The following is a 20672-nucleotide window of genomic DNA, read 5'->3' as shown; positions in this document are numbered from 1 at the left end:
TATCCACATTTGGCGGGGACAACCTCGGCGCCTCGATACAGCATTTGGGCCATTTTTGACCACCCCTTGCAGGCGCTTGATATGCAAGGGAATTTCCGACCTGCCCTCATACTGTCCTCATGCTTCTCCACAGAACGCGGGGACAAATCCACATTCAGGCGAGACCGCCGCGGAAGTCTGCCCGGGCATCCTGATTTCAGTGGATAAGTGCGTCAAAAATCATCCAAAAGGATGATTGCGCAATTTTTGACCGGCCCTTGCAAGTGCTTGGCGGGGCACGGATTTTTCATTCTGCCCCAAGGCTGTCCTCAACCTTCTCCACAGTTGGCGGGGATAAGTGTGAGCCCCCCACGCCGCACTCGCTGCGCTCGCTTGCTGCCCCCCGAGGGGGCTGGCCCGCCTTGGGGTGGCCCGGCGGCGGGCCGGTGCCCTGGCGGCATTGGATGCGCCAGCGGCGACCGTCGTCGCTGCAAAAAAAAGCCCCCCGACGTATCGGGGGGCTGGATCGCCCGGAGGTAGACGGGCGATCTCTGCCGGCCGGGAGGAGCCCGCGCCGGCAGCGGCGGCGATCAGGGGTTGAACTTCTTGATCCAGTCCACGTAGCGGTCCACCCAGCCTTGCAGGAATTTGCGGGTGCCTTCGTTGGTGATGTTGTACTGGTCATCGACCAGGCCTTCCGTGTATTGCAGGAAGACCTCGGGCGTGGTCAGGGCGTTGGCGCCCTCGGCGGCCAGGATATTGCGCAGGTGTTGCTGCATCAACGCGGTGCCGGCAGCGCTGGGCGAAGTGCCGACGATGCCGACGGGCTTGCCGGTCCAGGAGTTCTGGCCCCAGGGACGCGAACCCCAGTCGATGGCGTTCTTGATGGCGGCGGGCACGGAGCGGTTGTGCTCGGGCGACACGAACAGGATGCCCTGGGCGTCGGCGATCTGCTGCTTGAGCTTGGCGGCGGGGCCGGGCAGGTTGTTTTCGTTGTCCTGGTTGTAGAGCGGCACGTCGCCCAGGCTCACGTATTCGAACTTGAAGTCCGCGGGCACCAGCTTTTCCAGCGCGCGGGCCAGCCGCAGGTTGAACGAGGCAGCGCGCAGGCTTCCGACGAAAACGGCAATCTTGTAGGTGCTCATGGGGCGCAGGCTCCAAGGGGTGGACGGGAATGTCAGTGTAGACCTGTAAGCAAGCCCGCTCAATCTCGATCGCGGATATGTTTATTCATGATCATGACGCGCTGATGTCGGCTGCGCGCGGGCTGGCGCATCAGCTCATCAGGCTGACATGGGCAGCGACCACGCGCCATCCTTCAGGCGTGCGCATCCAGGTCTGGCTTTGCCGGCCGATGCGGTCGCTGCCGTCGCGCTGGAACTCCAGATTGGCCGTCGCGAAATCCTGCCCGTAGGTGGTGACGACCGTGCGCAACACGCGGCGGGCCAGGCCTTGCGGCGAACGCGCCGCGCGAAAGGCGCGGATGGCATCGTAGCCGTAGAGGTTTTCGCCGGCGCCATAGCGCAGCGTGTGAGGGCTGTTCCAGAAGAGCGCATCCAGCACTTCCACCTGGTTGTTCACCAGGGCGGTTTCGTAGCGGTCCAGGGCGGCTGTGACCTCCGCCACGACGTCGGGCAGATTGATATCCATGCTTGCGGCTCCAGTTGGCACCGTTCTGGTGCGAAATATAGGGGTAATCACCAATGTGGTGTGTCTTGCGGTGCGGCGCACCCATCTCCGCGGCCGCGGTCTTTCGGCCTCGTCGGGGGAGCGCGGCGCGACGATCCTGGCATGCCGCTTGCTAGGGTTAATACTGCATAACAAGCTACGCGCCGATCCAGGAGTTCCGCCATGTCCCGTTCCACCGTTCCCGCCCCGGTCACCATGCTGGTCACCCGGCACATCGCACCCGAACGCTATGGCGATTTCCTGTCCTGGATGCGCCAGGGGGAGATCCTCGCGGCAGGTTTCCCGGGCTTTCTCGGGTCCGGTGTGCTGCAGCCCGCCGAAGGCGGCGACCAGTACCAGATAGTCCTGCGTTTTGCCGACGCGGCCAGCCTCGCCCGCTGGGAAAACTCCTTGCCGCGCCGCATGTGGCTCGAACGCGGCGCGTCGCTGGTGCGCGCCAGCCACGAGCGCCGCGTCAGCGGCACGGATGACTGGTTCGCGCCCAGGACCAGCGCGCCGCCGCGCTGGAAGCAGGCCGTCAGCATCTGGCTGGCTTACTTTCCGGTGTTGCTGGCGTTTTCCGTGCTGGCCAGCGAACCGTTGAGCCTCTTGCCGGTGTTCTGGCGGGTGCTGATCACCAGCGTAGCGTTGACGCCCGTCATGGTGTTCATCTGCATGCCCCTGGTGGCGCGCATGCTGCAGCGCTGGCTGCGGGCGAGCTGAAGCAGGCATGCGCGGCCGGTTCAGGCCGCGCGCGCGCTGCGGGAGGAATACAACCGGTGCAGCGTGATCTTGCGCACCGCCGCCTGGCTGCCCTGGATATGCGCGTTCAGCAGCGCAACCGAGCGTGCGGCGTCGCCGGCCAGCGCCGCGTCGAGTATGGCCGCGTGCTCTTCGTAGGTCTTGCCGATGCGTTCGGGTAGCGTGAAGTCCAGGCGCCGCACGATGCGGATGCGCTCGGTGGCTGCGCGGTGCACGCGCGCGATCTCGGGGTTGCCTGCGGCGGCCACCAGATCGATGTGAAAGCGCTCGTCCAGGTCTGCCAGCCGCTCGCTGTCGGCGGATCGTTCGCTTGGGTCCACCAGCCAGATGTCGGCCAGCGGGCGCAGCGCGCGCTGGCGTTCGGCAGCGTTGGCCGTCGCGCACAGCGACTGCACCGCGGCCGCCTCCAGCACGCTGCGCAGCTCGTAGAAATGGTCCAGCGTGTTGAAGTCCAATGGCTTTACCAGCCAGCCATTGCGCTGGCGCACCTCCAGATAGCCTTCCCGCTCCAGCCGGAACAGGGCCTCGCGCACCGGCGTGCGGCTGACCTGCAGGCGGTCGGCGATCTCGGTTTCAGTGAAGCGGTCGCCCGGCGCCAGCCGGAAGTCCAGGATGTCCCGCTTCAGCGTGCCGTAGGCGGTGTCGGCCAGCGTGCGCGGTATGTCGATGACGGCGAAGGCGGTTCCCATGTGGTGGCCTCGGAGCGGTGGTTAAAGAGAGCGTAGGCGGGCAATGCCGGCCTGCTGCAGCGCATGTGCGGCGCGCAGGCAATCGGCTTCGCGCCACGGCGCGCCGATCAGTTGCACGCCCAACGGCAGGTGATCGTCCTGTCCGGGTTCGGGCCAGACCGGCGCGGCGCAGACCGGCAGCCCGATGCACGACACCGGCTGCGTCAGGATGCCCATGCTGGCGCGCGCCGGCAGCCGCTGGCCGGCCAGTGTCAGCCAGTCTGCGCCGATGGGCGTGGCCGGCACCGGCGTGGCGGGGGCGATCAGTACGTCGTAGTGCTCGAACAGCGTCAGCGCTTCGCGATAGACGCGATGGCGGATGCGCTGCGCCTGCTGCGCCCAGGTTGCGGGCACAAGGCTGCCTGCGACCAGCCGGTCGCGCGACAGCGGTTCGTAGTAGTCGTAGTGTGTGACGAGCTTGCGGCGGTGCAAGGCGCCGCCTTCCGCCGCGCTGATGACGAAGGCCGCGGCGCGGGCTTGGGCCGCGCCCTGGAGTTCGACGACGGCCGTGGCGTCCAGCGCGTGCGCCGCGATCTCGACGGCACGGCGTGCCTGCGGTCCGGCCCATTCGGCGAAGTAGCCGCCAAGCACCGCCACCCGCAGTCCGCGCATGCCGCCGGCCAGCGCCGCCAGCGTGGGTTCGGCCGGGCGTTGGGCGCAGGCCACGTCGTCGGCGTCCATGCCCTGCAGCGCGTCGTAGGCGGCGGCAAGGTCGCTGGCGCTGGCCGCGAACGGCCCCAGGTGGTCGAGGCTGCCGACGAACGGAAACGAGCCTGCGCGCGACAAGCGGCCGAAGGTGGGCTTCAGGCCGAACACGCCGCACAGCGAGGCGGGCACGCGGATCGAGCCGTTGGTGTCCGAGCCCAGCGTCAGCGGCACCAGGCCGCCCGCGACCGCGGCGGCGCTGCCGCCGGACGAGCCGCCGGCGATGCGGGTGGTGTCGTGAGGGTTGCGGCAGGGGCCGTAGTGGCTGTTTTCCGTGGTGAAGCCATAAGCGTGCTCGTCCATGTTCAGCGCGCCGACCAGCACCGCGCCGGCCTCGCGCATGCGTTCGACCAGTCTGGCGTCGCGCCGCGCGGGCGGGTTGGAGGCGTTGACCCGCGCGCCGGCCAGGGTGACCTGGTCGGCGATGTCGAACAGGTTCTTGACCGCATAGGGCACGCCGGCCAGCGGCGGCAGCGGCTCGCCGCGGGCGCGGCGCGCGTCGATGGCCGCCGCTTCCTGCCGCGCCCGGCTTTCGGTGATGGCGGTGAAGCAGTTGTAGCGCGGATCGCGCTCGCGCACGCGCGCCAGCGTGGCGTCCAGCACCGCCATTGCGCTGCGTTCGCCGGCGCGGACCTGGCGCGCGATATCCTGCGCGGGGCCGCTCACGGGCGGAACACCGCGGCAGATTCCAGCTCCACGGCCAGCGGCTCATCGACGAAGCCGGCCGCGATGTCCTGGATGCGCGCGAACTGCTGCGCCACGTCGGCCACGGCCTGCTCGCGCAAGGCATAGCCGGCCAGCGCCAGGGCGCTGCGCACGTATTGGTCGATGGTTTCCTGGGTCATGGCGGACTCTCCGGTACGGGTGATTTACTTGCGCACTTCGCGCTGGAAGATTTCCAGGCTGAGTTTCTTCATTTCGATGAAGCTGGGTTCTGACAGCGTCGCCACCGTGCGGGGGCGCGCGTCGCGGTAATCCAGGATCTCCGCGACCCGGGTGGGCCGCTTGGTCAGCAGCAGCACCTGGTCAGCCAGGTACACGGCTTCCTCCAGGTCGTGCGACACCAGCAGCATGGTGGTGCCGGTCTGCATGAAGACCTCCTGCAGCTTTTCGCGGATGAACAGCGTCATCTCGAAGTCCAGCGCGGAGAAGGGCTCGTCCAGGAACAGCACCTCCGGTCCGGGCGCCAGCGCGCGCATGATCGAGGCGGTCTGCTGCTGTCCGCCGGACAGTTCATAGGGGTAGCGGTTCAGGTCGAACTTGACGTCGAACGAGGCCACCAGCTCGGCGACCCGCGCATCCACCTCGGCCTTGCTGCGGCCTTCCAGGCGCAGCGGGTAGGCGATGTTGTCGATGGTGCGCAGCCACGGGAACATGGCCTCGCGGTAGTTCTGGAAGACGTAGCCGATCTTGGTCTGAGCCAGCGACTTGCCGTCGAACAGGATCTCGCCCGAGTCGATCGGAATCAGGCCGGCGATCATGTTGATCAACGTCGACTTGCCGCAGCCGTTGGGGCCGAACACCGAGACGATCTTGCCCTTGGGGATGTCGAGGTTGAAGTCCTCGTACAGCGGCCAGCCGGCGAAGTACTTGGTCAGCCCGCGTATGGTGATGTGGGTGCCCAGCGGGCCGGGCTCGAACGGCGCGGCGGCAGGGCCGGGGGCGATGACGGGATTGAGGACGGTGGACATCAGCGGCCGCTCCAGTGGACCACGCGCTTTTCCAGCACGAGAAAAAGAATGTTCAGCACATAGCCGAGCGCGCCGGCGGCGAGGATGGCCGCATACATGTCGCGCACGTTCAGCACCTGCTGCGCATTGATGATGCGATTGCCCAGGCCGCTGTCGGAGCCGATGAACATTTCGGCCACGATCACGATGACCAGCGCCATCGACACGCCGCTGCGCAGGCCCACGAAGGTGGGCTGCAGGCTTTCCCAGATCAGCACGTCCTTGAAGATGCGCCAGCGCGACGCGCCCATCACGCGCGCCGCCATGACACGCTGCTTGCGGGCGTTGATGACGCCGTAAGCGCTGTTGAACAGGATCACCAGCACCGCCGCGAAGGCCGCGATGGCAATCTTGTTCATGTCGGTGACGCCGAAGATCATCAGGAACAGCGGAATCAGCGCGGAAGAGGGCGTGGAGCGGAAGAAATCAATCAGAAACTCCACGCTGCGATAAGCCTTTTCGTTGCTGCCCAGCAGCACGCCCAGCGGCACGCCGATCACGCCCGCGATGAGGAAGGCCTGCAGTGTGCGGTTCAGCGACGCCAGGAAGTCCGCCAGCAGCGGGCCGCCCGCCATGCCCTTGACCAGCGCCGCAAGCGCCGCGCTGGGCGTGGGCAGCAGCACAGGGCTGACCAGTTGCAGGCGCACCACCAGGTCCCACACCACGAAGAGCGCCAGCGGACCGATCAGCGGCAGCAGGCGGCTCGTGTCGAATTTGCGCAGGGGCCGCGCTGTCGCGGCCGGGCCGGCCGCGGTTGTTGCAGTGGTTGCGGTCATGGCTTAGCCCTTGTAGAGCATGGTCGAGACGTCGACCTTCTGGGCGAAGACGCCCTTGTCTGCGAACAGGTCGAAGAATTTCTGGAAGTGCTGGATGTCGCCGGGCGTGAACTCGTTGTAGAGGGTGTAGGCGGCCAGCGGCACTTCCTCGGTCATCGGACCTTCGATGGCGGTGTAGCCCTTGAGGTAGGGGCGGGCCTCTTCGGGCTTGCTGCGGATCAGTTCGATGCCGCGTGCATAGGCGGCGATGAATTTCCTGCTTTCCTCGGGATGCTTCTTCAGGAAGGCGGTGGTCAGCGATGCCGACCCGCCGAACCACGGCGCCATCGGATCGCCCAGCACGTACTTGGCGATGACGCCCGATTCCAGCACGCGGGTGGTGCCGTTCAGCCTGCCCACCGTGCCCGTGGGCTCCAGCGTGTAGCAGGCGTCCAACTGGCCGGCGGCGACCGCGGCGACGTGCTGGCTTATCGCCAGCTCGACCACGGTCGCCCCGGTTGCGCCGGCGCGCTCCAGCACTGCTTTGGCCAGCGTGGCGTTCTGGATGCCGGGTCCAGATCCGACCTTTTTCCCCTTGAGGTCTGCGATGGATTTGATGGGACTGTCTTTCGCGACGATGAACTCGTCCAGCACGTGCTTGGCGTTGCTGGGATTGGACGCAAAGATCTTGAACAGGCCGGGCGAGGCGATCTCGCCGATGGCCAGGTTGGCCGAGCCGGTGCCGTTGGCGCTGCCGTCCGCGCGGCCGGCCAGCATCGCTTCCATGACCTGCTGCGCGCCCGCGAATTTCAGCGGCTCGACGTTCAACCCGGCCTCCTTGAAATAGCCCTTTTCCAGCGCCGCGTAGAACGGCAGGCCGGCCGCCACGGGCCAGAAGCCGATGCGGATGACGGGTCCCGACTGCGCGCGCGTCAGCGCCGGCGCGGCCAACGTCGCGGCGCCCAGCGCGGCGCCCTGGATCAGCCGGCGGCGGGTGGCGTTGAAGGCATGGGGCGCGTTGCGGTAGATCATGAGGGAGCTCCTGGTGTGCAAGGAAAGTGGCGCTTGTAGACAAGCTGGCATACCAGGCATCAAGCAAGAGCCGTGCCAACTTCGTCCGGGGCGGCAGGCGCCCAGGGAGCGTGGCGGGCCGGCCTCGCGCTGGTGCCTCGTCTGAACCACATTGGTGCACGGCGCACCATTGAAGGGGACATAACCGGCCCTGTGTCGCGCTGCGCGCGATGGCGTAGCATGTGGGCGGATCGGAGCGTGCTGCTCCGGGTTCGTGAACCCTTGCGCGACGCCCTGGCTGCGTCATACCGAGATGAATACGCGTTTTGTCGAAGCCTTTCTGTGGTCGGCGCGCCTGGGCAGTTTCCGGGCGGCGAGCGACCGTCTGCACATTACCCAGGCCGCCGTGGCCAATCGCATCGCGTCGCTCGAAGAGGACATAGGCGCGCGCCTGTTCGAGCGCGACGCCAAGGAGCTCAGGCTGACGGCCACCGGCACCCGGCTGCTGGACTATGGCGAACGACTGCTGGAGATCCGCCAGCAGATCCTGTCGCTGGGCAAGGGCGGCGACGAGGTCTTCGGCCTGGTGCGTATCGGCGCCATCGAGACCGTGGTGCACACCTGGCTGATCGGCTTCCTGACCAATCTGCGCTCCACCTACCCGGGCATCGAGGTCCAGCTCACCTCCGAAACCACGCGCGCGCTGCACCGGGGCTTGCGCGAGGGCACGCTCGATATCGCGCTGCAGACGGACCTGCTGAACGACAGCGGCATCATCAGCACCGCCTGCCTGCCAATGGAGATGGGCTGGGTCGGACCGGCCGGCGACGAGGACGCTCTGAGCGCGCAACAGCTGCTGAGCGAGCCGGTGCTGACCATGAGCCCGGGATCGCAGCCGCACGAGGCGCTCAAGGCCCTGTACCGCGAAGTCGGCATGCCGCAGGGCAAAGTGCACTGCGTCAGCTCGATCTCCGCGCTGGCGCGGCTGGTGCGCAGCGGCTTCGGCCGGGCGCTGGTGCCGCTGCCGCCCATCTACGAATACGTGGCGCGAGGCGAGGTGCAGATCATCCGCTGCGACATCCCCGTGCCGCCCCAGCTGCTGGTGGTGAGCTATCTGGAAAGCGCCGGGTCGGACGCAATCCGGCTGGTTGCCGAACTCGCCAGCCGCGCTTCCGACCAGTTCACGTCCTCGGTCACTGCGCCGCGATTGGGTTCGGCGCAATAGTGTTATCCCTAGGGCGTCTTTCAGTAATTTTATTGCCGCGCAGAAGAATTACTCGTTTGTCCCGGGGCAGCCGGCCGGCTGAAGATGGAGCCTTCCGTAATCGAAGGAATTTCCTGTCTTCCGCCCATGAGCACGCGCACCGAATCCACTCTCCCGCCGCACGGCCTGCTGTTCGTCGCCACTGACGCCGACCCCGCCCACGAAGCCGATTTCAACCGCTGGTACGACCGCGAACACGTGGAAGAACGTGTGCGCATCCCCGGCTTTCTGTCGGGCGCGCGCTACCTGTCGCGCGCAGGCGGCCGCAAGTATCTGGGCCTGTATCGCACCGAATCGCTGGCCGCCTTCACCACGGCGGACTATCGCAAGGCGTTCGAGCGCCAGACCGAGTGGTCGGTGACCAACCTGGACCGCATGCGCGACCCGATGCGCCGCGTGTGCGCCGTGCGGGCCGTGACGGGCTTTGGCTCCGGCAGCGAGATCGCGGTCCTGCCTCTGCCGGCGACGAATGACAGCGAAGCGCTGGTGGCGCGGGCGCAGGCGCTGGGCGCCGAACTGGCGCAGGCGGACGGCTTCGTGCAGTCCTACCTGCTGGTGCCGGACGCGGCGCTCAGCACGCCGCTGCCGCGCGAGTCCGCCGAAAACCGCGTGCTGGCGCCGCTGTTCGTGGCGGAAGCGAGTTCCGCGGCCGCCGCTCGCGTCCTGCGCGACCGGGCTTGCAGCGCGTTCGATACCGATCCGGCGGGCGCCTGGCTGCTGGAACTGGGCTGGAAGCTGACGGCCGCCGACCTGCGCTGAGCCCATTGCGGCCAGTCACCAAACATCCGATTCAAGGGGAATCCCATGGCTGAACAAACGCTATACGGCGCCGCGGCGGTCAAGACCGCGGCAGCGCCCAACAAGATGCGCAGGCTGGCCCTGGCCAGCTCGGTCGGCACCACGCTGGAGTGGTACGACTTCACCATCTACAACCTGATGGCTGCGCTGGTATTCAACGCCATCTTCTTTCCGTCCTTCGACCCGCTGACGGGCACGATCCTGGCGTTTTCCACCTATGCCGTGGGCTACGTGTCGCGGCCCCTGGGCGGCTTCGTCTTTGGCCACCTGGGTGATCGGCTGGGACGCAAGTTCGTCCTGGTCGCCACCCTGGTCATCATGGGCGTGTCCACCGGCCTGATGGGGTTGTTGCCGACCTACGCGTCCTGGGGCGTGTGGGCGCCGGTGGCGCTGGTGGCCTTGCGCTTTGTACAGGGCGTGGCGCTGGGCGGCGAATGGGCTGGCGCGGTGCTGCTGTCGATGGAGCATGGCAAGCCGGACCAGCGCGGGCGCAACGCTTCCTTCACGCAGATCGGTCCGTCCTGCGGCACGCTGATAGGCACGGGCTTCATCGCCGCGGTCTCGGCCTTCCTGAGTCCCGAAGATTTCCAGGCCTGGGGTTGGCGCGTGCCCTTCGTCTCCAGCGTGGCGCTGGTGCTGTTCGGCCTGTGGCTGCGCCGCGGGGTGGAGGAAACTCCCGTGTTCCTGGAAATGGAGCAGAAGCGCGAAACCGCCGCCACGCCCATCAAGGAAGTGCTGGGCCAGTACTGGCGGCAGCTGCTGATAGCGGGTGGCTCGCGCATCGGCTCCGACGTGCTTTATGCGTTGGTGGTGGTGTTCACGCTGACCTACGTCACCACGGTGCTGCACCTGTCGCGGCCCATGGCGCTTACCGCGACCATGCTGGGCGCCGCGCTCAACGCGATAGCGGTGCCGCTGTGCGGGCATCTATCAGACAAGATCGGCCGCCGTCCGGTGTATCTGGCGGGCGCGGTACTGGGCATGATCTGGGCCTTCGTCTTCTTCGTGCTGATGGACACCGCGCATCCCATCGCCATCTGCGCTGCCGTCGTGGTGGGCCTGCTGATCCACGCGCTGATGTACGGCCCGCAGGCCGCCTTCATCACCGAGCAGTTTCCGGGCCGTGTGCGCTATGCGGGTTCGTCCCTGGCCTACACCCTGGCCGGCATCGTCGGCGGCGGGTTCGCGCCGCTGATCATCGCCAGCCTGTTCAAGTCCTGGAACTCGACCTTTGCCATATCGCTGTACGTGGCGGCGGCGCTGATCGTGACGGCGGTGGCGGTGCTGGCTGCCAGGGAAACGGCGAAATCTCCGTTGCAACGCTGAGGCGCATCTAGACAGGCCAGGCGCCGCCCGGACTGGAGTCGCGGTTCAAAGAAATGTCAGGTATCTGACTTTATTCTGAACACCAAACGAAAATTGTTTACACTCTCATCCTCAAAATTCGAGGTTGAGCGGGCCGCCGTGGGGGCGGGATCCGTTCCTGTTACGGGAGAGAGTCGATGCGCAAGTTGTTGTTGGGAGCGGTGTTGGCCGCTGCGGTGTTCGGGGGGACGGCCCAGGCTGCGGCCGAGCCCAAGGCCGTGGTCGCCACGTATTCGGATCTGGCGCTGGCCGGCTACGAAGACTCGCTGACTTCCGCCAAAGCCCTGCGCACAGCCATCGACGCCCTGATCGCCAAGCCCAGCGCCGAAACGCTGAAGGCCGCGCGCGAGGCCTGGCTTGCGGCGCGCGTGCCGTACCAGCAGACCGAGGCGTACCGCTTCGGCAACCCCATCGTCGACGATTGGGAAGGCCGTGTGAACGCATGGCCGCTGGACGAAGGCCTGATCGACTACGTCGACGCCTCCTACGGCACGGAAAACGACGAGAACGCCTACTACGCCGTCAACGTCATCGCCAATTCCAAGATCTCGGTGGGCGGCAAGACCGTCGACGTCAGCAAGATCACGCCCCAGCTGCTGTCCGAGGTGCTGCATGAAGCCGACGGCAACGAAGCCAACGTGGCCACGGGCTACCACGCCATCGAATTCCTGCTGTGGGGCCAGGACCTGAACGGCACCGGCCCCGCGCCGGCAGACCGCAAGGGCACGCCGCAGGAACGCCATGCCGGCAACCGTCCGCACACCGATTTCGATCCGAAGCAGTGCACGGGCGGCCACTGCGAACGCCGCGTGCAGTTCCTGAAGGCCGTGACCGATCTGTTGGTGACGGACCTGGAAGAGATGGTCGGCAACTGGAAGAAGGACGGCGCCGCGCGCAAGGCCGTCGAAGAAGATCCGAAGGCCGGCCTGATCGCCATGCTGACCGGGCTGGGCAGCCTGTCCTACGGCGAGCTGGCCGGCGAACGCATGAAGCTGGGCCTGATGCTGCATGACCCCGAAGAAGAGCATGACTGCTTCTCGGACAATACGCACAACTCGCACTATTACGACCAGATCGGCATCCGCAACGTCTACCTGGGCAGCTACACCCGCATCGACGGCAAGACCGTCTCGGGCGCCAGCCTGTCGGAACTGGTGAAGGCCCGCGATCCCAAGCTGGATGCCGAGGTTCGCGCCAAGCTGGACGCCACCGTGGCCGCCATGCAGGCGATGAAGACGCGCGCCGAAACGGTCGAAACCTACGACCAGATGATTTCGGACGGCAACAAGGAAGGCAATGCCGTGGTCCAGGCCGCCATCGACCGCCTGGTCGACCAGACCCGTAGTCTGGAGCGCGTGATCGCCCTGCTGGACCTGGGTAAGGTTGCCATCGAAGGTTCCGACAGCCTGGACAAACCTGACGCCGTATTCAAGTGAAACTCGTTTTAGCCGCCGTACTGGCGGCGTCGGCCCATGCCGGCGCCGCCGCCGCTCCAACCGGGCGTGACGACCTCACGCCCGAAGATCTGAAACGCGTGACCGCCATCACGGCGCCCACGCGCGATTTCTCCAAGGTCGAGACCTTCGAGACCATGCAGGCTGGGGCCGCCACCACCAACAAACTCATCAACGCCGACATCTTTTCGCAGCCGTCGGCCAACATGAGCTTCGAAGGGCGCCAGGAATTCCAGGTCGGCAACGGCCTGTTCCGCAAGGACTGGGTCTCGGCGCCGGCTTCCACGCAGGCGTCCGATGGCCTGGGCCCGCTCTTCAATGCGCGTTCCTGCCAGGCCTGTCACACCAAGGACGGACGCGGCACGGTGCCGGGCTTCGATCCTTTGGAACGTACCGATGCGGTAGCGCTGTTGCTGCGCCTGGCGGTGCCGCAGGGCGCCGACCGCGGCCACCCCAAGCTCGCGCCGGGCGAGATCGCGGCCTTGCCCGAACCCGTTTACGGCGTGCAACTGCAGAACTTCGCGGTCGCGGGCCTGCCCGCCGAAGGCCGCATGGAGATCGAATACCAGCCGGTCCCGGTCGCGCTCAACGGCGGTGAAACCGTCACGCTGATGAAGCCGGCCTACCGCATCGAGAACCTGGGCTATGGCCCGATGCGCGCGGACACGCAGATCTCGCCGCGCCTGGCGCCGCCCATGATAGGCCTGGGCCTGCTGGAATCCATCCACGAAGCCGACATCCTGGCCAACGTGGGCGCGGACAAGCGCGACGGCATTGTCGGCAAGGCCAACTGGGTCACCGACGCGCGCACTGGCGCGCGCGTGCTGGGCCGCTTCAACCTGAAGGCCGGCCAACCCACGGTCGAGCAGCAGAGCGCAGCCGCCTTCTCCAACGACATGGGGCTGTCCACGCCTCTGTTCCCTCAGCATTCCGGCGACTGCACGCCTTCGCAGAAGCAGTGCCTGGACATGCCGCACGGCGCGCAGCCACGCTTCGGCCCCGAGGAAGTGCCGGCCAAGCTGATGGACTTCGTCACCATCTATTCCACCAACCTTGCCGTGCCGCAGCGCCGTGACGCCGACGATGCGCGGGTGCTGGCCGGCAAGAAGCTGTTTTACGAAGCCAATTGCGTCGCCTGCCACGTGCCCAAGTACGTCACCAGCCGCAACGCCAAGCAGCCCGAGCATCGCTTCCAGCTGATCTGGCCCTACACCGACATGCTGGTGCACGACATGGGCGAGGATCTGGCCGACGGCGTATCGGACGGCCTGGCCAATGGCCGCGAATGGCGCACGCCGCCGCTGTGGGGCATCGGCCTGACCAAGACCGTGAACCCCAATGCCACCTGGCTGCATGACGGACGCGCGCGCACCTTGCTGGAAGCCGTGCTGTGGCATGGCGGCCAGGCCAAGCCGGCGCGCGATCGCGTGGTGGCGATGACGCCGGAAGAACGCGCCGATCTCATTCGTTTCCTGGAGTCGCTGTGATGGCCGGATTTGCAAAGCTGATGTTCAAGCGCGCCGCGGCCGCGACGCTGGTCCTGGCCGCACCCTCGGCCGCGCTGGCCGCGCCGCCCTCCGACCTGGGCGAGCGCCTCGCGCGCGATTACGCCCGTCCCGCCGTGGCCAGGATGGTTGACGCGGCGTCGGCGCTGGACGGCGCGCTGGGCGGCTGGTGCGCGCAGCCCGGCGCAGCCGACGCGAAGCGCGTCAAAGAGGCTTTCGAAAATCTGGCCCTGGCGTGGTCCGGCATCGAGTTCCTGCGCTTCGGCCCGCTGGTGCAGGCCAACCGCTACGAGCGCCTGGCGTTCTGGCCCGATACGCGCGGCGTCATGCCCAAGCAGGTGCAGGCGCTGATCACCGCCCAGGACGGCGCCTTGCTCGTGCCCGGTGCACTAGCGGGACGCAGCGTGGCCGTGCAGGGCCTGCCCGCGTTGGAATATGTGTTGTACGGCGAGCCGGCCTTGCTGCGGCAGGATGGCGGGCAGGTCGGCACCTACGCCTGCGATTACGCCCGGGCGGTGGTCGCCAACGTCAGGCAGATCTCGCGCGATGTAGCCCAGGCCTGGAGCGCCGAAGGCGATTTCGGCCGGCAGTTTGCGCAACCCAAGGCCGGCAACGACCTGTACCGCGACCAGCAGGAAATCGCGGCCGAGGCCATGAAGTCGCTTTCCACGGGATTGCAGTTCGCACGCGACGTGAAGATCCTGCCGGTGCTGGGCGACACGCCGGAAGCGGCGCGGCCCAAGCGCGCCGCATTCTGGCGCAGCCAGCTGTCCACGCGCCTGCTGGCGGCCAACCTGGAAGGGCTGCAGGCCTTCTACCAGGCGGGCGCCTATGCGCTGCCCAAGGGCGATGCCTGGATGGCCGAGTCCGTGCGCGGTGAACTGGCCAGCGCGGCGCGCACGCTGCTGGATGTGCCAACGCCGTTGGAGCAGGCCCTGGCTCAGGAGGACGGGCGCAGGCAACTGACGCTGGCGGCGCTGACCCTGAAGAACGCCAAGGCCATCGTCGACGAGAATCTGGCGCCGGCCCTGGGCGTCACGATCGGATTCAATGCGCTCGATGGCGATTGACCGGCGCCGCTTCTTGTCGCTTGCGGCCGCGCTGGGCCTGGCTCCGGCGGCGGCGTTGGCGGCTGCGCCCAAAGACGGCGAAGTCCTGTACCTGAGCGCGCGCAAACGCGGCGGGCGCGACGAAACCGCGCTGCTGGACGCGGCCGGGCATGACCGGCTGGTGGTGCCGATGCCCGCGCGCGGACACAGCTTCGCCATCGATGCCGCGGGGGAACGCGCGGTCGTCTTCGGCCGCCAGCCGGGCTTCTTCGCGCTGGCCTTCTCGCTGCGCGGCGGCGAGCCCCAGGCCTTGCCCATGCACGAGGAACGCCACTTCTTCGGCCATGGCGCCTACGTGGACGGCGGCCGGCTGCTGGCCGCCACCGAAAACGATTTTGAAGCGGGCCGGGGCGTGCTGGGGCTGTACGACGCCTCGCCCGGGGGCGCATACCGCCGTATCGGCGAATTCGACAGCGGCGGCATCGGTCCGCATGAAGTCGTGTTGATGCCCGACGGCAAGACGCTGTGCGTCGCCAACGGCGGCATCCTGACGCATCCAGACTACGGCAAGCTGGAACTCAACCTGGACACGATGCGGCCCTCGCTGGCCTACATCGACGCGGCCAGCGGCGAGCTGCTGGAAAAAGTGGAGCTGGAGCCCGCCTTGCACCGCCTGTCCATCCGCCACCTGGCGCTGGCCGCCGACGGCTGCGTCTGGTTTGGCTGCCAGTACATGGGTCCGGCCTCCGACCGGCCGGCGCTGGTGGGACGGCACAGGCGCGGCGCGCAGCTGGAACTGTTCGAAGGACCCACGCAGGCGCTGCGCCAGATGCGCAATTATGTCGGTTCGGTGGCGGTGGATGCCGCGGGCGCCGTGGTCGCGACATCCAGCCCGGTGGGCGGGCAGGTGATCTACTGGGACGCGGCCAGCGGCCGTTGCCTGGGCACGACCGAACTGGCCGATGGCTGCGGCGTGGCGCCGGCCGCCGGAGACGGCTTCCTGCTGAGCAGCGGCCTGGGAGCGATGCTGCGCACCGACGCGTCCGGCAAGGAGCAGCCCGTGCTGGCGCCGTCGCGCGAGGTCTCCTGGGACAACCATTTCCGCAAAGTTCCGGCGCGGGCCTGAACCCGCGTGCTTACAAAGCTTGACACAACGGGGCCGCGATGCGGCCCTTATCGCAAGCGCCATCTGATAAAGTTTTCGGCTGCTTTTTTCAGGCCGCCAGGCGTCCGTTGCCGGGACGCTGCGCGGCCTCAACTTTTCCGCAGGAGTATCCATGGAAGAAGCCTTGAAAGAATTTAACGCCTGGGCTCCCAAGCTGGTTGACCTGGGCCTCAATCTGGCGGTTGCGCTGCTGATCCTCATCATCGGCTGGTGGGTGTCGTCGCTGCTGGGCAGCTGGGTCCGCCGCGCCGCGACGCGCTCCAAGAAGATCGATCCGACCATCGTGCCCATGTTCTACAGCACGGTGGTCTGGACGGTGCGCATCTTCACCGTGATTGCGGTGCTGGCGCGTTTCGGGGTGCAGACGGCCAGCCTGATCGCCGTGCTGGGCGCAGCCGGCCTGGCCGTGGGCCTGGCCTTGCAAGGCACGCTGCAGAACATCGCCGCCGGCATCATGCTGTTGATCCTGCGCCCGATACGCGCGGGCGAATACGTGGCGCTCAGCACCGGCGTGGACGGCACGGTGGAAGAGGTCGGCCTCTTCCTGACGCGCCTGATCCAGGTCGACGGCATCCATCTGACCTTGCCCAACAGCACGGTGTGGAACGCCACGATCACCAACTACAGCCGCAACAAGACGCGCCGCCTGGATATCCCGGTGCCGGTGCGCTATGGCGACAACCTGGAAGTGGTGGTGGCCAAGCTGCGCGCCATCGTCGACGCACGCCCGGAAACGCTGAAGGATCCCGAGCCGCTGGTGAAGGTGGTCGACTACAAGGAGAACGGCGTGGTCGTGAACGTGCGGGTATGGACCGAGTCGGCCAAGTACTGGGACCTGCGCTGGGGCCTGTACCAGGACATCCGCAAGTCGCTGGAAGACGCGGGCTTCCAGCCGCCGATCCCCATGCGCGAGATCCAGAACGCCAAGCCGGGAGCGGCGGCCTGAAGCAGGTGGCCTTCCCTGGAATGACAATGGGCGCCCCGCTGGGCGCCCCTATTTTTTGCCGGCGGCAAGCAGGCCTCAGGCCTGCATCGACAGGCGCGCCAGTTCGTTCTTGATCCAACCGGCGATTTCGCGCTGGCGCTGGGCCGGCATGCGGTCGATGATGGCCGTGACGCTGACCGCCAGGATAGGCGCGCCCTGCGCGTCCAGCAGCGCGCAGCCCACGCCCAGCGCGCCGCGCACCGCGTGGTTGCCCACCACGGAATAGCCGCGGGCGCGGGTGTTTTCGATCAGGCGGAACATTTCCTGCGGCGTCATGCCGCCGTATTCGTCCAGCCGTCCCGAGTTGCGCTCGACGATGCCGCGCGCAACGTCGTCGGGCAGGGCGGCCAGCAACGCCATGCCGCCCGATCCCACGCCCAGCGGCTGGCGCTTGCCGGCGTAGGTGGCCAGGATCTGCACCGGATAGCTGCCGATCTCGCGATGCAGGCTGATGGAGTCGTCCTCTTCGCGCACTACCAGGAATACCGCGTCGCCGGTGCGATCGGCCAGGCGCCGCAGCACGGGCAGCAGCTGGCGCACGCGCGGGTCGCGCGAGCGCGTGTCCGGGTCCACCGCCAACTGGGCGCGGTACTTCTTGGTGCCGGTCACGGCCAGCACCAGCCCGGCATCCAGCAGGGCGGCCAGCAGGCGGTAGATGGTGGGACGCTGTATGCCCGTGAGGCGGGCGATATCGGTCACGCTCAGGCCGTCAGGGCCCTGGTCCCGCAGGGCGGCCAGGACGGCCAATCCGCGCCGCAATGTGCGTGGGCCCGCGGCCGCGGCGTCGCTATCTTGCATGAAAATCTCTGAAAACTCGGGTTATTACGGAATATTCAAGGGAAAACCACTGTCCGTGCTGTGGACTCTACCTTGATGCAGTGCATGTGTATAGCTCAGAATGCTGCATCGAACAATTCAAATCGTCCATTCAATGGACAGTACCTGCACGGAGACTCTATGACTACAGGTCAAAAGCCTGGACTGCGGCGTATTGCCGCCACCCTTCTGGCTACCGCCGCAAGCGCATTCGCAATGGGTTCGGCCCATGCCGCCTATCCCGACAAGCCCGTCCGCATCGTGGTCGGTTTTTCCGCCGGCGGCACCACTGACGTGATCGCCCGCATCATGGCCAAGGAGCTGACCGAAAGCCTCGGCCAGTCCTTCGTGGTCGAGAACAAGCCGGGCGCCGGCAGCAATATCGCCACCGACCAGGTAAAGCGCGCAGACCCCGACGGCTACACGCTGCTGTTCGTGGCCGTGACCAGCGCCATCAACCAGACGCTGTACAAGAACGTCAATTTCGACCTGACCAAGGATTTCACGCCGGTGGCGCTGGGCGCCAAGGTGCCGAACATCCTGGTGGTGAACCCGACAGTGCCCGTGAAATCGGTGCAGGAACTGGTGGACTACGCCAAGAAGAATCCCGGCAAGCTGGCGTTCGCCTCGTCCGGCAGCGGCACGTCCATCCACATGGCGGGCGAGCTCTTCAAGATGCAGACCGGCATCGACGTGCTGCACGTGCCCTACAAGGGCAGCGCGCCGGCCGTGACCGACCTGATCGGCGGCCAGGTGCAGTTCATGTTCGACAACATGCCGTCGGCCTGGCCCCACGTGCAGTCGGGCAAGCTGCGCGCCCTGGCCGTGACCACGACCGAACGCTCCAAGAGCGCGCCTGACGTGCCGACCATGAAGGAATCCGGTTTCGCCAACTTCGACGTGTCTTCGTGGTTCGGCCTGATCGCGCCCGCCGGCACGCCGCCGGAAGTCGTGAACAAGCTCAACGCCGCCATGGTCAAGGCCCTGGACAAGCCCGAAGTGCAGCTCAGCTTCGAGAAGCTGGGCGCCGTGGGCGTGAAGACGACGCCGGCCGAATTCGGCCAGTTCATCAAGTCGGAAGTGGAAGGCTGGGCCCCCGTGGTCAAGGCCTCGGGCGCCAAGGTGGACTGATGTTCGATTTCCGGGCGGCAAGCCGCCCGGCAAACCTTGCTGGGGGACAGGCGTAAGCCTGCGCCCCTATTTTTTTGCCCCGCCGTTGCGGCGCGCCGTGGCCAGCATGGCCGTGCAGACCCCGCGCATCATGTCCACCTCGTCGCGGCTCAGCGCAAGGCGGGAGTACAGGTGCCGCATGCGCGGCATCAGCTTCTTGGGGTGGGCAGGATCCAGGAACTGCACGCCGACCAGCGCTTCTTCCCAGTGCGCCAGGAAGGCCTGTATCGCCTCGCCCGAAGCCGGCGCCGCGCCGCGCGGCGCCTCTTGCGCGGTGGAGGCCGGCAGCAGCGCCGCGCCCTGGTCCACCAGCAGCGCGTAGCGCAGCTCCCAGGCGGCCAGCTGCAGGGCCTGGGCCACGTTCAACGAGCTGTACTCAGGATTGGCAGGGATATGGCAGATGCGATGGCACAGCGCGATCTGGGCGTTGGTGAGCCCGGCGCGTTCGGTGCCCAGCACCACGGCGGCCACGCCTTCGGCCGTTTCGCCCAGGTGGGCGCGGGCCAGTTCGGCCGCCTGGCGGATGTCGCAGGGCGGGGGGCCCAGGTCGCGTACCCGCGCGGTCAGCGCGAATGCCATGGTGACCGGGGCCAGCGCTTCTTCCAGGGACCCGTAAATGCGGGCATTTTCCAGCACGTCCAGCGCGCCGCTGGCGAGCGCCACGGCCTCCGGCTGGCTTGTTACATCTGGAAATTTAGGCTCGACCAGAACCAGTTCGGAGAAGCCCATCGTCTTGATGGCGCGGGCCGCCGAACCCACGTTTCCGGGGTGGCTGGGGTTCACCATAACGAAGCGAACACGTGAAAATGCTTGAGTCATTTAAAATGGCACGTTTGGCTTAGTGCCTTCCTGGTTTTTTGGGTCGATTTCCCCCTGTCGGGGAACGGCGGACCGGGGGGGCGGCAAGCGGCCTATCATCAAGCCAACTCATCGCATTCGTACGGAATTTTATGCACCCGATGCTCAACATCGCCATCAAGGCGGCCCGGCGTGCCGGCACCATTATCAACCGTGCCAGCATGGATTTGGAACGACTCAGCGTGGCTCGCAAGGGGCCGCGGGATTATGTCACGGAAGTCGATCGCGCCGCCGAGGAGTCGATCGTCGAGACGCTGCGCGCGGCTTACCCGGACCACGCCGTGCTGGGCGAGGAATTCGGCCTGCAAGGCCCCGACCAGGCGGAATTCCAGTGGATCATCGATCCCCTGGATGGCACCACCAACTTCATCCACGGCCTGCCCAACTACGCCGTGTCGATCGCGCTGACGCAGCGCGGCCAGGTCACGCAGGCGGTCATCTACGACCCGACCCGCAATGAACTATTCACGGCCAGCCGTGGCAGCGGCACCTTCCTGAACGACCGCCGCGTGCGCGTCTCGGGCCGTACCCGCTACCACGAGGCCCTGCTGGGCGCGCACTGGCCCAACTCCGGCGATCCGGAACAAGGCTCCGCGCGTTTCCGCCAGATGGCCGAAGGCAGCACCGGCGTGCGCCGCCTGGGCTCCACCGTGCTGGACCTGGCCTACGTGGCCTGCGGCCGCCTGGACGGCTTCTGCGGCGTGGGCCTGAAGGCCTGGGACCTGGCTGCAGGTAGCCTGATGGTGCTGGAAGCCGGCGGCCTGGTGGCCGACTTCGACGGCGAGCAAGGCTGGATGGACAGCGGCAACGTGCTGGCCGCCAGCCCCAAGATCTTCACGCAGATGCTGTCCTCGCTGAATCCGCCTTCGGCGGCTTGAAGCGGAACGCTTCCGCCAGAATGAAAT

The 20672-nt window shown here is 67.0% G+C and carries 21 protein-coding genes; 11 read left to right on the top strand and 10 right to left on the bottom strand.

Annotation, left to right across the window (positions count from 1 at the left end; translation table 11 throughout):
* Positions 1-569 precede the first annotated feature (569 nt).
* Together AC1RHV_RS09740 and hpxZ are read right to left on the bottom strand one after the other, a co-directional pair.
* Positions 570-1124, bottom strand: a complete 555-nt coding sequence (locus AC1RHV_RS09740; protein ID WP_492300563.1) for an NADPH-dependent FMN reductase — start codon at positions 1122-1124, stop codon at positions 570-572.
* Positions 1125-1254: 130 nt separating this feature from the next.
* Positions 1255-1629: an oxalurate catabolism protein HpxZ gene (gene hpxZ / locus AC1RHV_RS09735; RefSeq protein ID WP_054453228.1), complete on the bottom strand. Its 375-nt coding sequence runs from the start codon at positions 1627-1629 to the stop codon at positions 1255-1257.
* Positions 1630-1830: 201 nt separating this feature from the next.
* Between hpxZ and AC1RHV_RS09730 the strand changes: the two genes are divergently transcribed.
* Positions 1831-2370: an antibiotic biosynthesis monooxygenase gene (locus tag AC1RHV_RS09730; protein WP_054453226.1), complete on the top strand. Its 540-nt coding sequence runs from the start codon at positions 1831-1833 to the stop codon at positions 2368-2370.
* A 20-nt stretch (positions 2371-2390) separates the two neighbouring features.
* Here AC1RHV_RS09730 and AC1RHV_RS09725 read toward each other — a convergent pair whose 3' ends face one another.
* Genes AC1RHV_RS09725 through AC1RHV_RS09700 form a run of 6 tightly spaced genes read right to left on the bottom strand, consistent with a single transcriptional unit; the run spans position 2391 to position 7359 of the window.
* Positions 2391-3098, bottom strand: coding sequence for a GntR family transcriptional regulator (locus AC1RHV_RS09725; protein WP_054453224.1), 708 nt, complete (start codon positions 3096-3098; stop codon positions 2391-2393).
* 21 nt (positions 3099-3119) lie between these two features.
* Positions 3120-4508, bottom strand: a complete 1389-nt coding sequence (locus AC1RHV_RS09720; RefSeq protein ID WP_175161746.1) for an AtzE family amidohydrolase — start codon at positions 4506-4508, stop codon at positions 3120-3122.
* Complete coding sequence (locus AC1RHV_RS09715; protein WP_054453222.1) at positions 4505-4687, bottom strand: DUF4089 domain-containing protein; 183 nt, start codon at positions 4685-4687, stop codon at positions 4505-4507. Before AC1RHV_RS09715 ends, AC1RHV_RS09720 begins: the two co-directional genes overlap by 4 nt.
* A 24-nt stretch (positions 4688-4711) precedes the next feature.
* Complete coding sequence (locus tag AC1RHV_RS09710; protein WP_054453221.1) at positions 4712-5533, bottom strand: ABC transporter ATP-binding protein; 822 nt, start codon at positions 5531-5533, stop codon at positions 4712-4714.
* Entirely contained in the window at positions 5533-6348 is an 816-nt protein-coding gene (locus AC1RHV_RS09705; protein ID WP_054453219.1) for an ABC transporter permease, read from the bottom strand. The genes AC1RHV_RS09710 and AC1RHV_RS09705 overlap by 1 nt, the downstream gene beginning before the upstream one ends.
* Before the next feature lie 3 nt (positions 6349-6351).
* Positions 6352-7359, bottom strand: coding sequence for an ABC transporter substrate-binding protein (locus tag AC1RHV_RS09700; protein WP_054453217.1), 1008 nt, complete (start codon positions 7357-7359; stop codon positions 6352-6354).
* A 292-nt stretch (positions 7360-7651) separates the two neighbouring features.
* Between AC1RHV_RS09700 and AC1RHV_RS09695 the strand changes: the two genes are divergently transcribed.
* The 8 genes from AC1RHV_RS09695 to AC1RHV_RS09660 all read left to right on the top strand — a co-directional run bounded on the left by AC1RHV_RS09695 (position 7652) and on the right by AC1RHV_RS09660 (position 16884).
* The gene (locus AC1RHV_RS09695) at positions 7652-8563 is read left to right on the top strand and encodes a LysR family transcriptional regulator (RefSeq protein WP_054453214.1); all 912 of its coding nucleotides are present in this window, start codon (positions 7652-7654) and stop codon (positions 8561-8563) included.
* A gap of 126 nt (positions 8564-8689) precedes the next feature.
* Positions 8690-9361, top strand: a complete 672-nt coding sequence (locus AC1RHV_RS09690; protein ID WP_192354997.1) for a DUF4286 family protein — start codon at positions 8690-8692, stop codon at positions 9359-9361.
* A 45-nt stretch (positions 9362-9406) separates the two neighbouring features.
* The gene (locus AC1RHV_RS09685; protein ID WP_054453211.1) at positions 9407-10726 is read left to right on the top strand and encodes an MFS transporter; all 1320 of its coding nucleotides are present in this window, start codon (positions 9407-9409) and stop codon (positions 10724-10726) included.
* 176 nt (positions 10727-10902) lie between these two features.
* On the top strand, positions 10903-12201 hold the full coding sequence (locus AC1RHV_RS09680) for an imelysin family protein (protein ID WP_054453210.1): 1299 nt from the start codon (positions 10903-10905) through the stop codon (positions 12199-12201).
* Positions 12198-13706 carry a di-heme oxidoreductase family protein gene (locus AC1RHV_RS09675; RefSeq protein WP_492300558.1) on the top strand — a complete coding sequence of 503 codons (1509 nt, stop codon included), beginning with the start codon at positions 12198-12200 and terminating at the stop codon, positions 13704-13706. The genes AC1RHV_RS09680 and AC1RHV_RS09675 overlap by 4 nt, the downstream gene beginning before the upstream one ends.
* Positions 13706-14794, top strand: a complete 1089-nt coding sequence (locus tag AC1RHV_RS09670; protein WP_175181866.1) for an imelysin family protein — start codon at positions 13706-13708, stop codon at positions 14792-14794. Before AC1RHV_RS09675 ends, AC1RHV_RS09670 begins: the two co-directional genes overlap by 1 nt.
* The gene (locus AC1RHV_RS09665; RefSeq protein ID WP_054453204.1) at positions 14784-15899 is read left to right on the top strand and encodes a DUF1513 domain-containing protein; all 1116 of its coding nucleotides are present in this window, start codon (positions 14784-14786) and stop codon (positions 15897-15899) included. Before AC1RHV_RS09670 ends, AC1RHV_RS09665 begins: the two co-directional genes overlap by 11 nt.
* Before the next feature lie 151 nt (positions 15900-16050).
* Entirely contained in the window at positions 16051-16884 is an 834-nt protein-coding gene (locus AC1RHV_RS09660) for a mechanosensitive ion channel family protein (RefSeq protein ID WP_054453202.1), read from the top strand.
* A 75-nt stretch (positions 16885-16959) separates the two neighbouring features.
* Here AC1RHV_RS09660 and AC1RHV_RS09655 read toward each other — a convergent pair whose 3' ends face one another.
* Entirely contained in the window at positions 16960-17721 is a 762-nt protein-coding gene (locus AC1RHV_RS09655) for an IclR family transcriptional regulator (protein WP_054453200.1), read from the bottom strand.
* A gap of 159 nt (positions 17722-17880) precedes the next feature.
* Between AC1RHV_RS09655 and AC1RHV_RS09650 the strand changes: the two genes are divergently transcribed.
* Positions 17881-18870, top strand: a complete 990-nt coding sequence (locus AC1RHV_RS09650) for a Bug family tripartite tricarboxylate transporter substrate binding protein (protein ID WP_054453198.1) — start codon at positions 17881-17883, stop codon at positions 18868-18870.
* Positions 18871-18936: 66 nt separating this feature from the next.
* On the opposite strand, the gene AC1RHV_RS09645 is transcribed toward AC1RHV_RS09650, so the two are convergent.
* Positions 18937-19728 (bottom strand): RNA methyltransferase, encoded by a 792-nt coding sequence (locus AC1RHV_RS09645; RefSeq protein WP_492300556.1) that lies wholly within the window; start codon positions 19726-19728, stop codon positions 18937-18939.
* Positions 19729-19859: 131 nt separating this feature from the next.
* Between AC1RHV_RS09645 and AC1RHV_RS09640 the strand changes: the two genes are divergently transcribed.
* Positions 19860-20645 (top strand): inositol monophosphatase family protein, encoded by a 786-nt coding sequence (locus tag AC1RHV_RS09640; RefSeq protein ID WP_054453195.1) that lies wholly within the window; start codon positions 19860-19862, stop codon positions 20643-20645.
* The last annotated feature ends 27 nt before the right edge of the window (positions 20646-20672 follow it).

The organism is Achromobacter sp. GW823-FHT04E03 (assembly GCF_058796095.1).
The sequence above is the reverse complement of the archived record's forward strand: the minus strand, read 5'-3'. Positions and strand labels throughout refer to the sequence as shown.

Bases quoted from the DNA above. Each gene is read 5' to 3' on its own strand.
- AC1RHV_RS09650 (WP_054453198.1), top strand. From the start codon at position 17,881: ATGACTACAGGTCAAAAGCCTGGACTGCGGCGTATTGCCGCCACCCTT.
- AC1RHV_RS09645 (WP_492300556.1), bottom strand. From the start codon at position 19,728: ATGACTCAAGCATTTTCACGTGTTCGCTTCGTTATGGTGAACCCCAGC.
- AC1RHV_RS09685 (WP_054453211.1), top strand. From the start codon at position 9,407: ATGGCTGAACAAACGCTATACGGCGCCGCGGCGGTCAAGACCGCGGCA.
- AC1RHV_RS09670 (WP_175181866.1), top strand. From the start codon at position 13,706: ATGGCCGGATTTGCAAAGCTGATGTTCAAGCGCGCCGCGGCCGCGACG.
- AC1RHV_RS09705 (WP_054453219.1), bottom strand. From the start codon at position 6,348: ATGACCGCAACCACTGCAACAACCGCGGCCGGCCCGGCCGCGACAGCG.
- AC1RHV_RS09715 (WP_054453222.1), bottom strand. From the start codon at position 4,687: ATGACCCAGGAAACCATCGACCAATACGTGCGCAGCGCCCTGGCGCTG.
- AC1RHV_RS09680 (WP_054453210.1), top strand. From the start codon at position 10,903: ATGCGCAAGTTGTTGTTGGGAGCGGTGTTGGCCGCTGCGGTGTTCGGG.
- AC1RHV_RS09660 (WP_054453202.1), top strand. From the start codon at position 16,051: ATGGAAGAAGCCTTGAAAGAATTTAACGCCTGGGCTCCCAAGCTGGTT.
- AC1RHV_RS09695 (WP_054453214.1), top strand. From the start codon at position 7,652: ATGAATACGCGTTTTGTCGAAGCCTTTCTGTGGTCGGCGCGCCTGGGC.
- AC1RHV_RS09690 (WP_192354997.1), top strand. From the start codon at position 8,690: ATGAGCACGCGCACCGAATCCACTCTCCCGCCGCACGGCCTGCTGTTC.
- AC1RHV_RS09725 (WP_054453224.1), bottom strand. From the start codon at position 3,098: ATGGGAACCGCCTTCGCCGTCATCGACATACCGCGCACGCTGGCCGAC.
- AC1RHV_RS09640 (WP_054453195.1), top strand. From the start codon at position 19,860: ATGCACCCGATGCTCAACATCGCCATCAAGGCGGCCCGGCGTGCCGGC.
- AC1RHV_RS09700 (WP_054453217.1), bottom strand. From the start codon at position 7,359: ATGATCTACCGCAACGCGCCCCATGCCTTCAACGCCACCCGCCGCCGG.
- AC1RHV_RS09730 (WP_054453226.1), top strand. From the start codon at position 1,831: ATGTCCCGTTCCACCGTTCCCGCCCCGGTCACCATGCTGGTCACCCGG.
- AC1RHV_RS09710 (WP_054453221.1), bottom strand. From the start codon at position 5,533: ATGTCCACCGTCCTCAATCCCGTCATCGCCCCCGGCCCTGCCGCCGCG.
- AC1RHV_RS09665 (WP_054453204.1), top strand. From the start codon at position 14,784: ATGGCGATTGACCGGCGCCGCTTCTTGTCGCTTGCGGCCGCGCTGGGC.
- AC1RHV_RS09740 (WP_492300563.1), bottom strand. From the start codon at position 1,124: ATGAGCACCTACAAGATTGCCGTTTTCGTCGGAAGCCTGCGCGCTGCC.
- AC1RHV_RS09655 (WP_054453200.1), bottom strand. From the start codon at position 17,721: ATGCAAGATAGCGACGCCGCGGCCGCGGGCCCACGCACATTGCGGCGC.
- hpxZ (WP_054453228.1), bottom strand. From the start codon at position 1,629: ATGGATATCAATCTGCCCGACGTCGTGGCGGAGGTCACAGCCGCCCTG.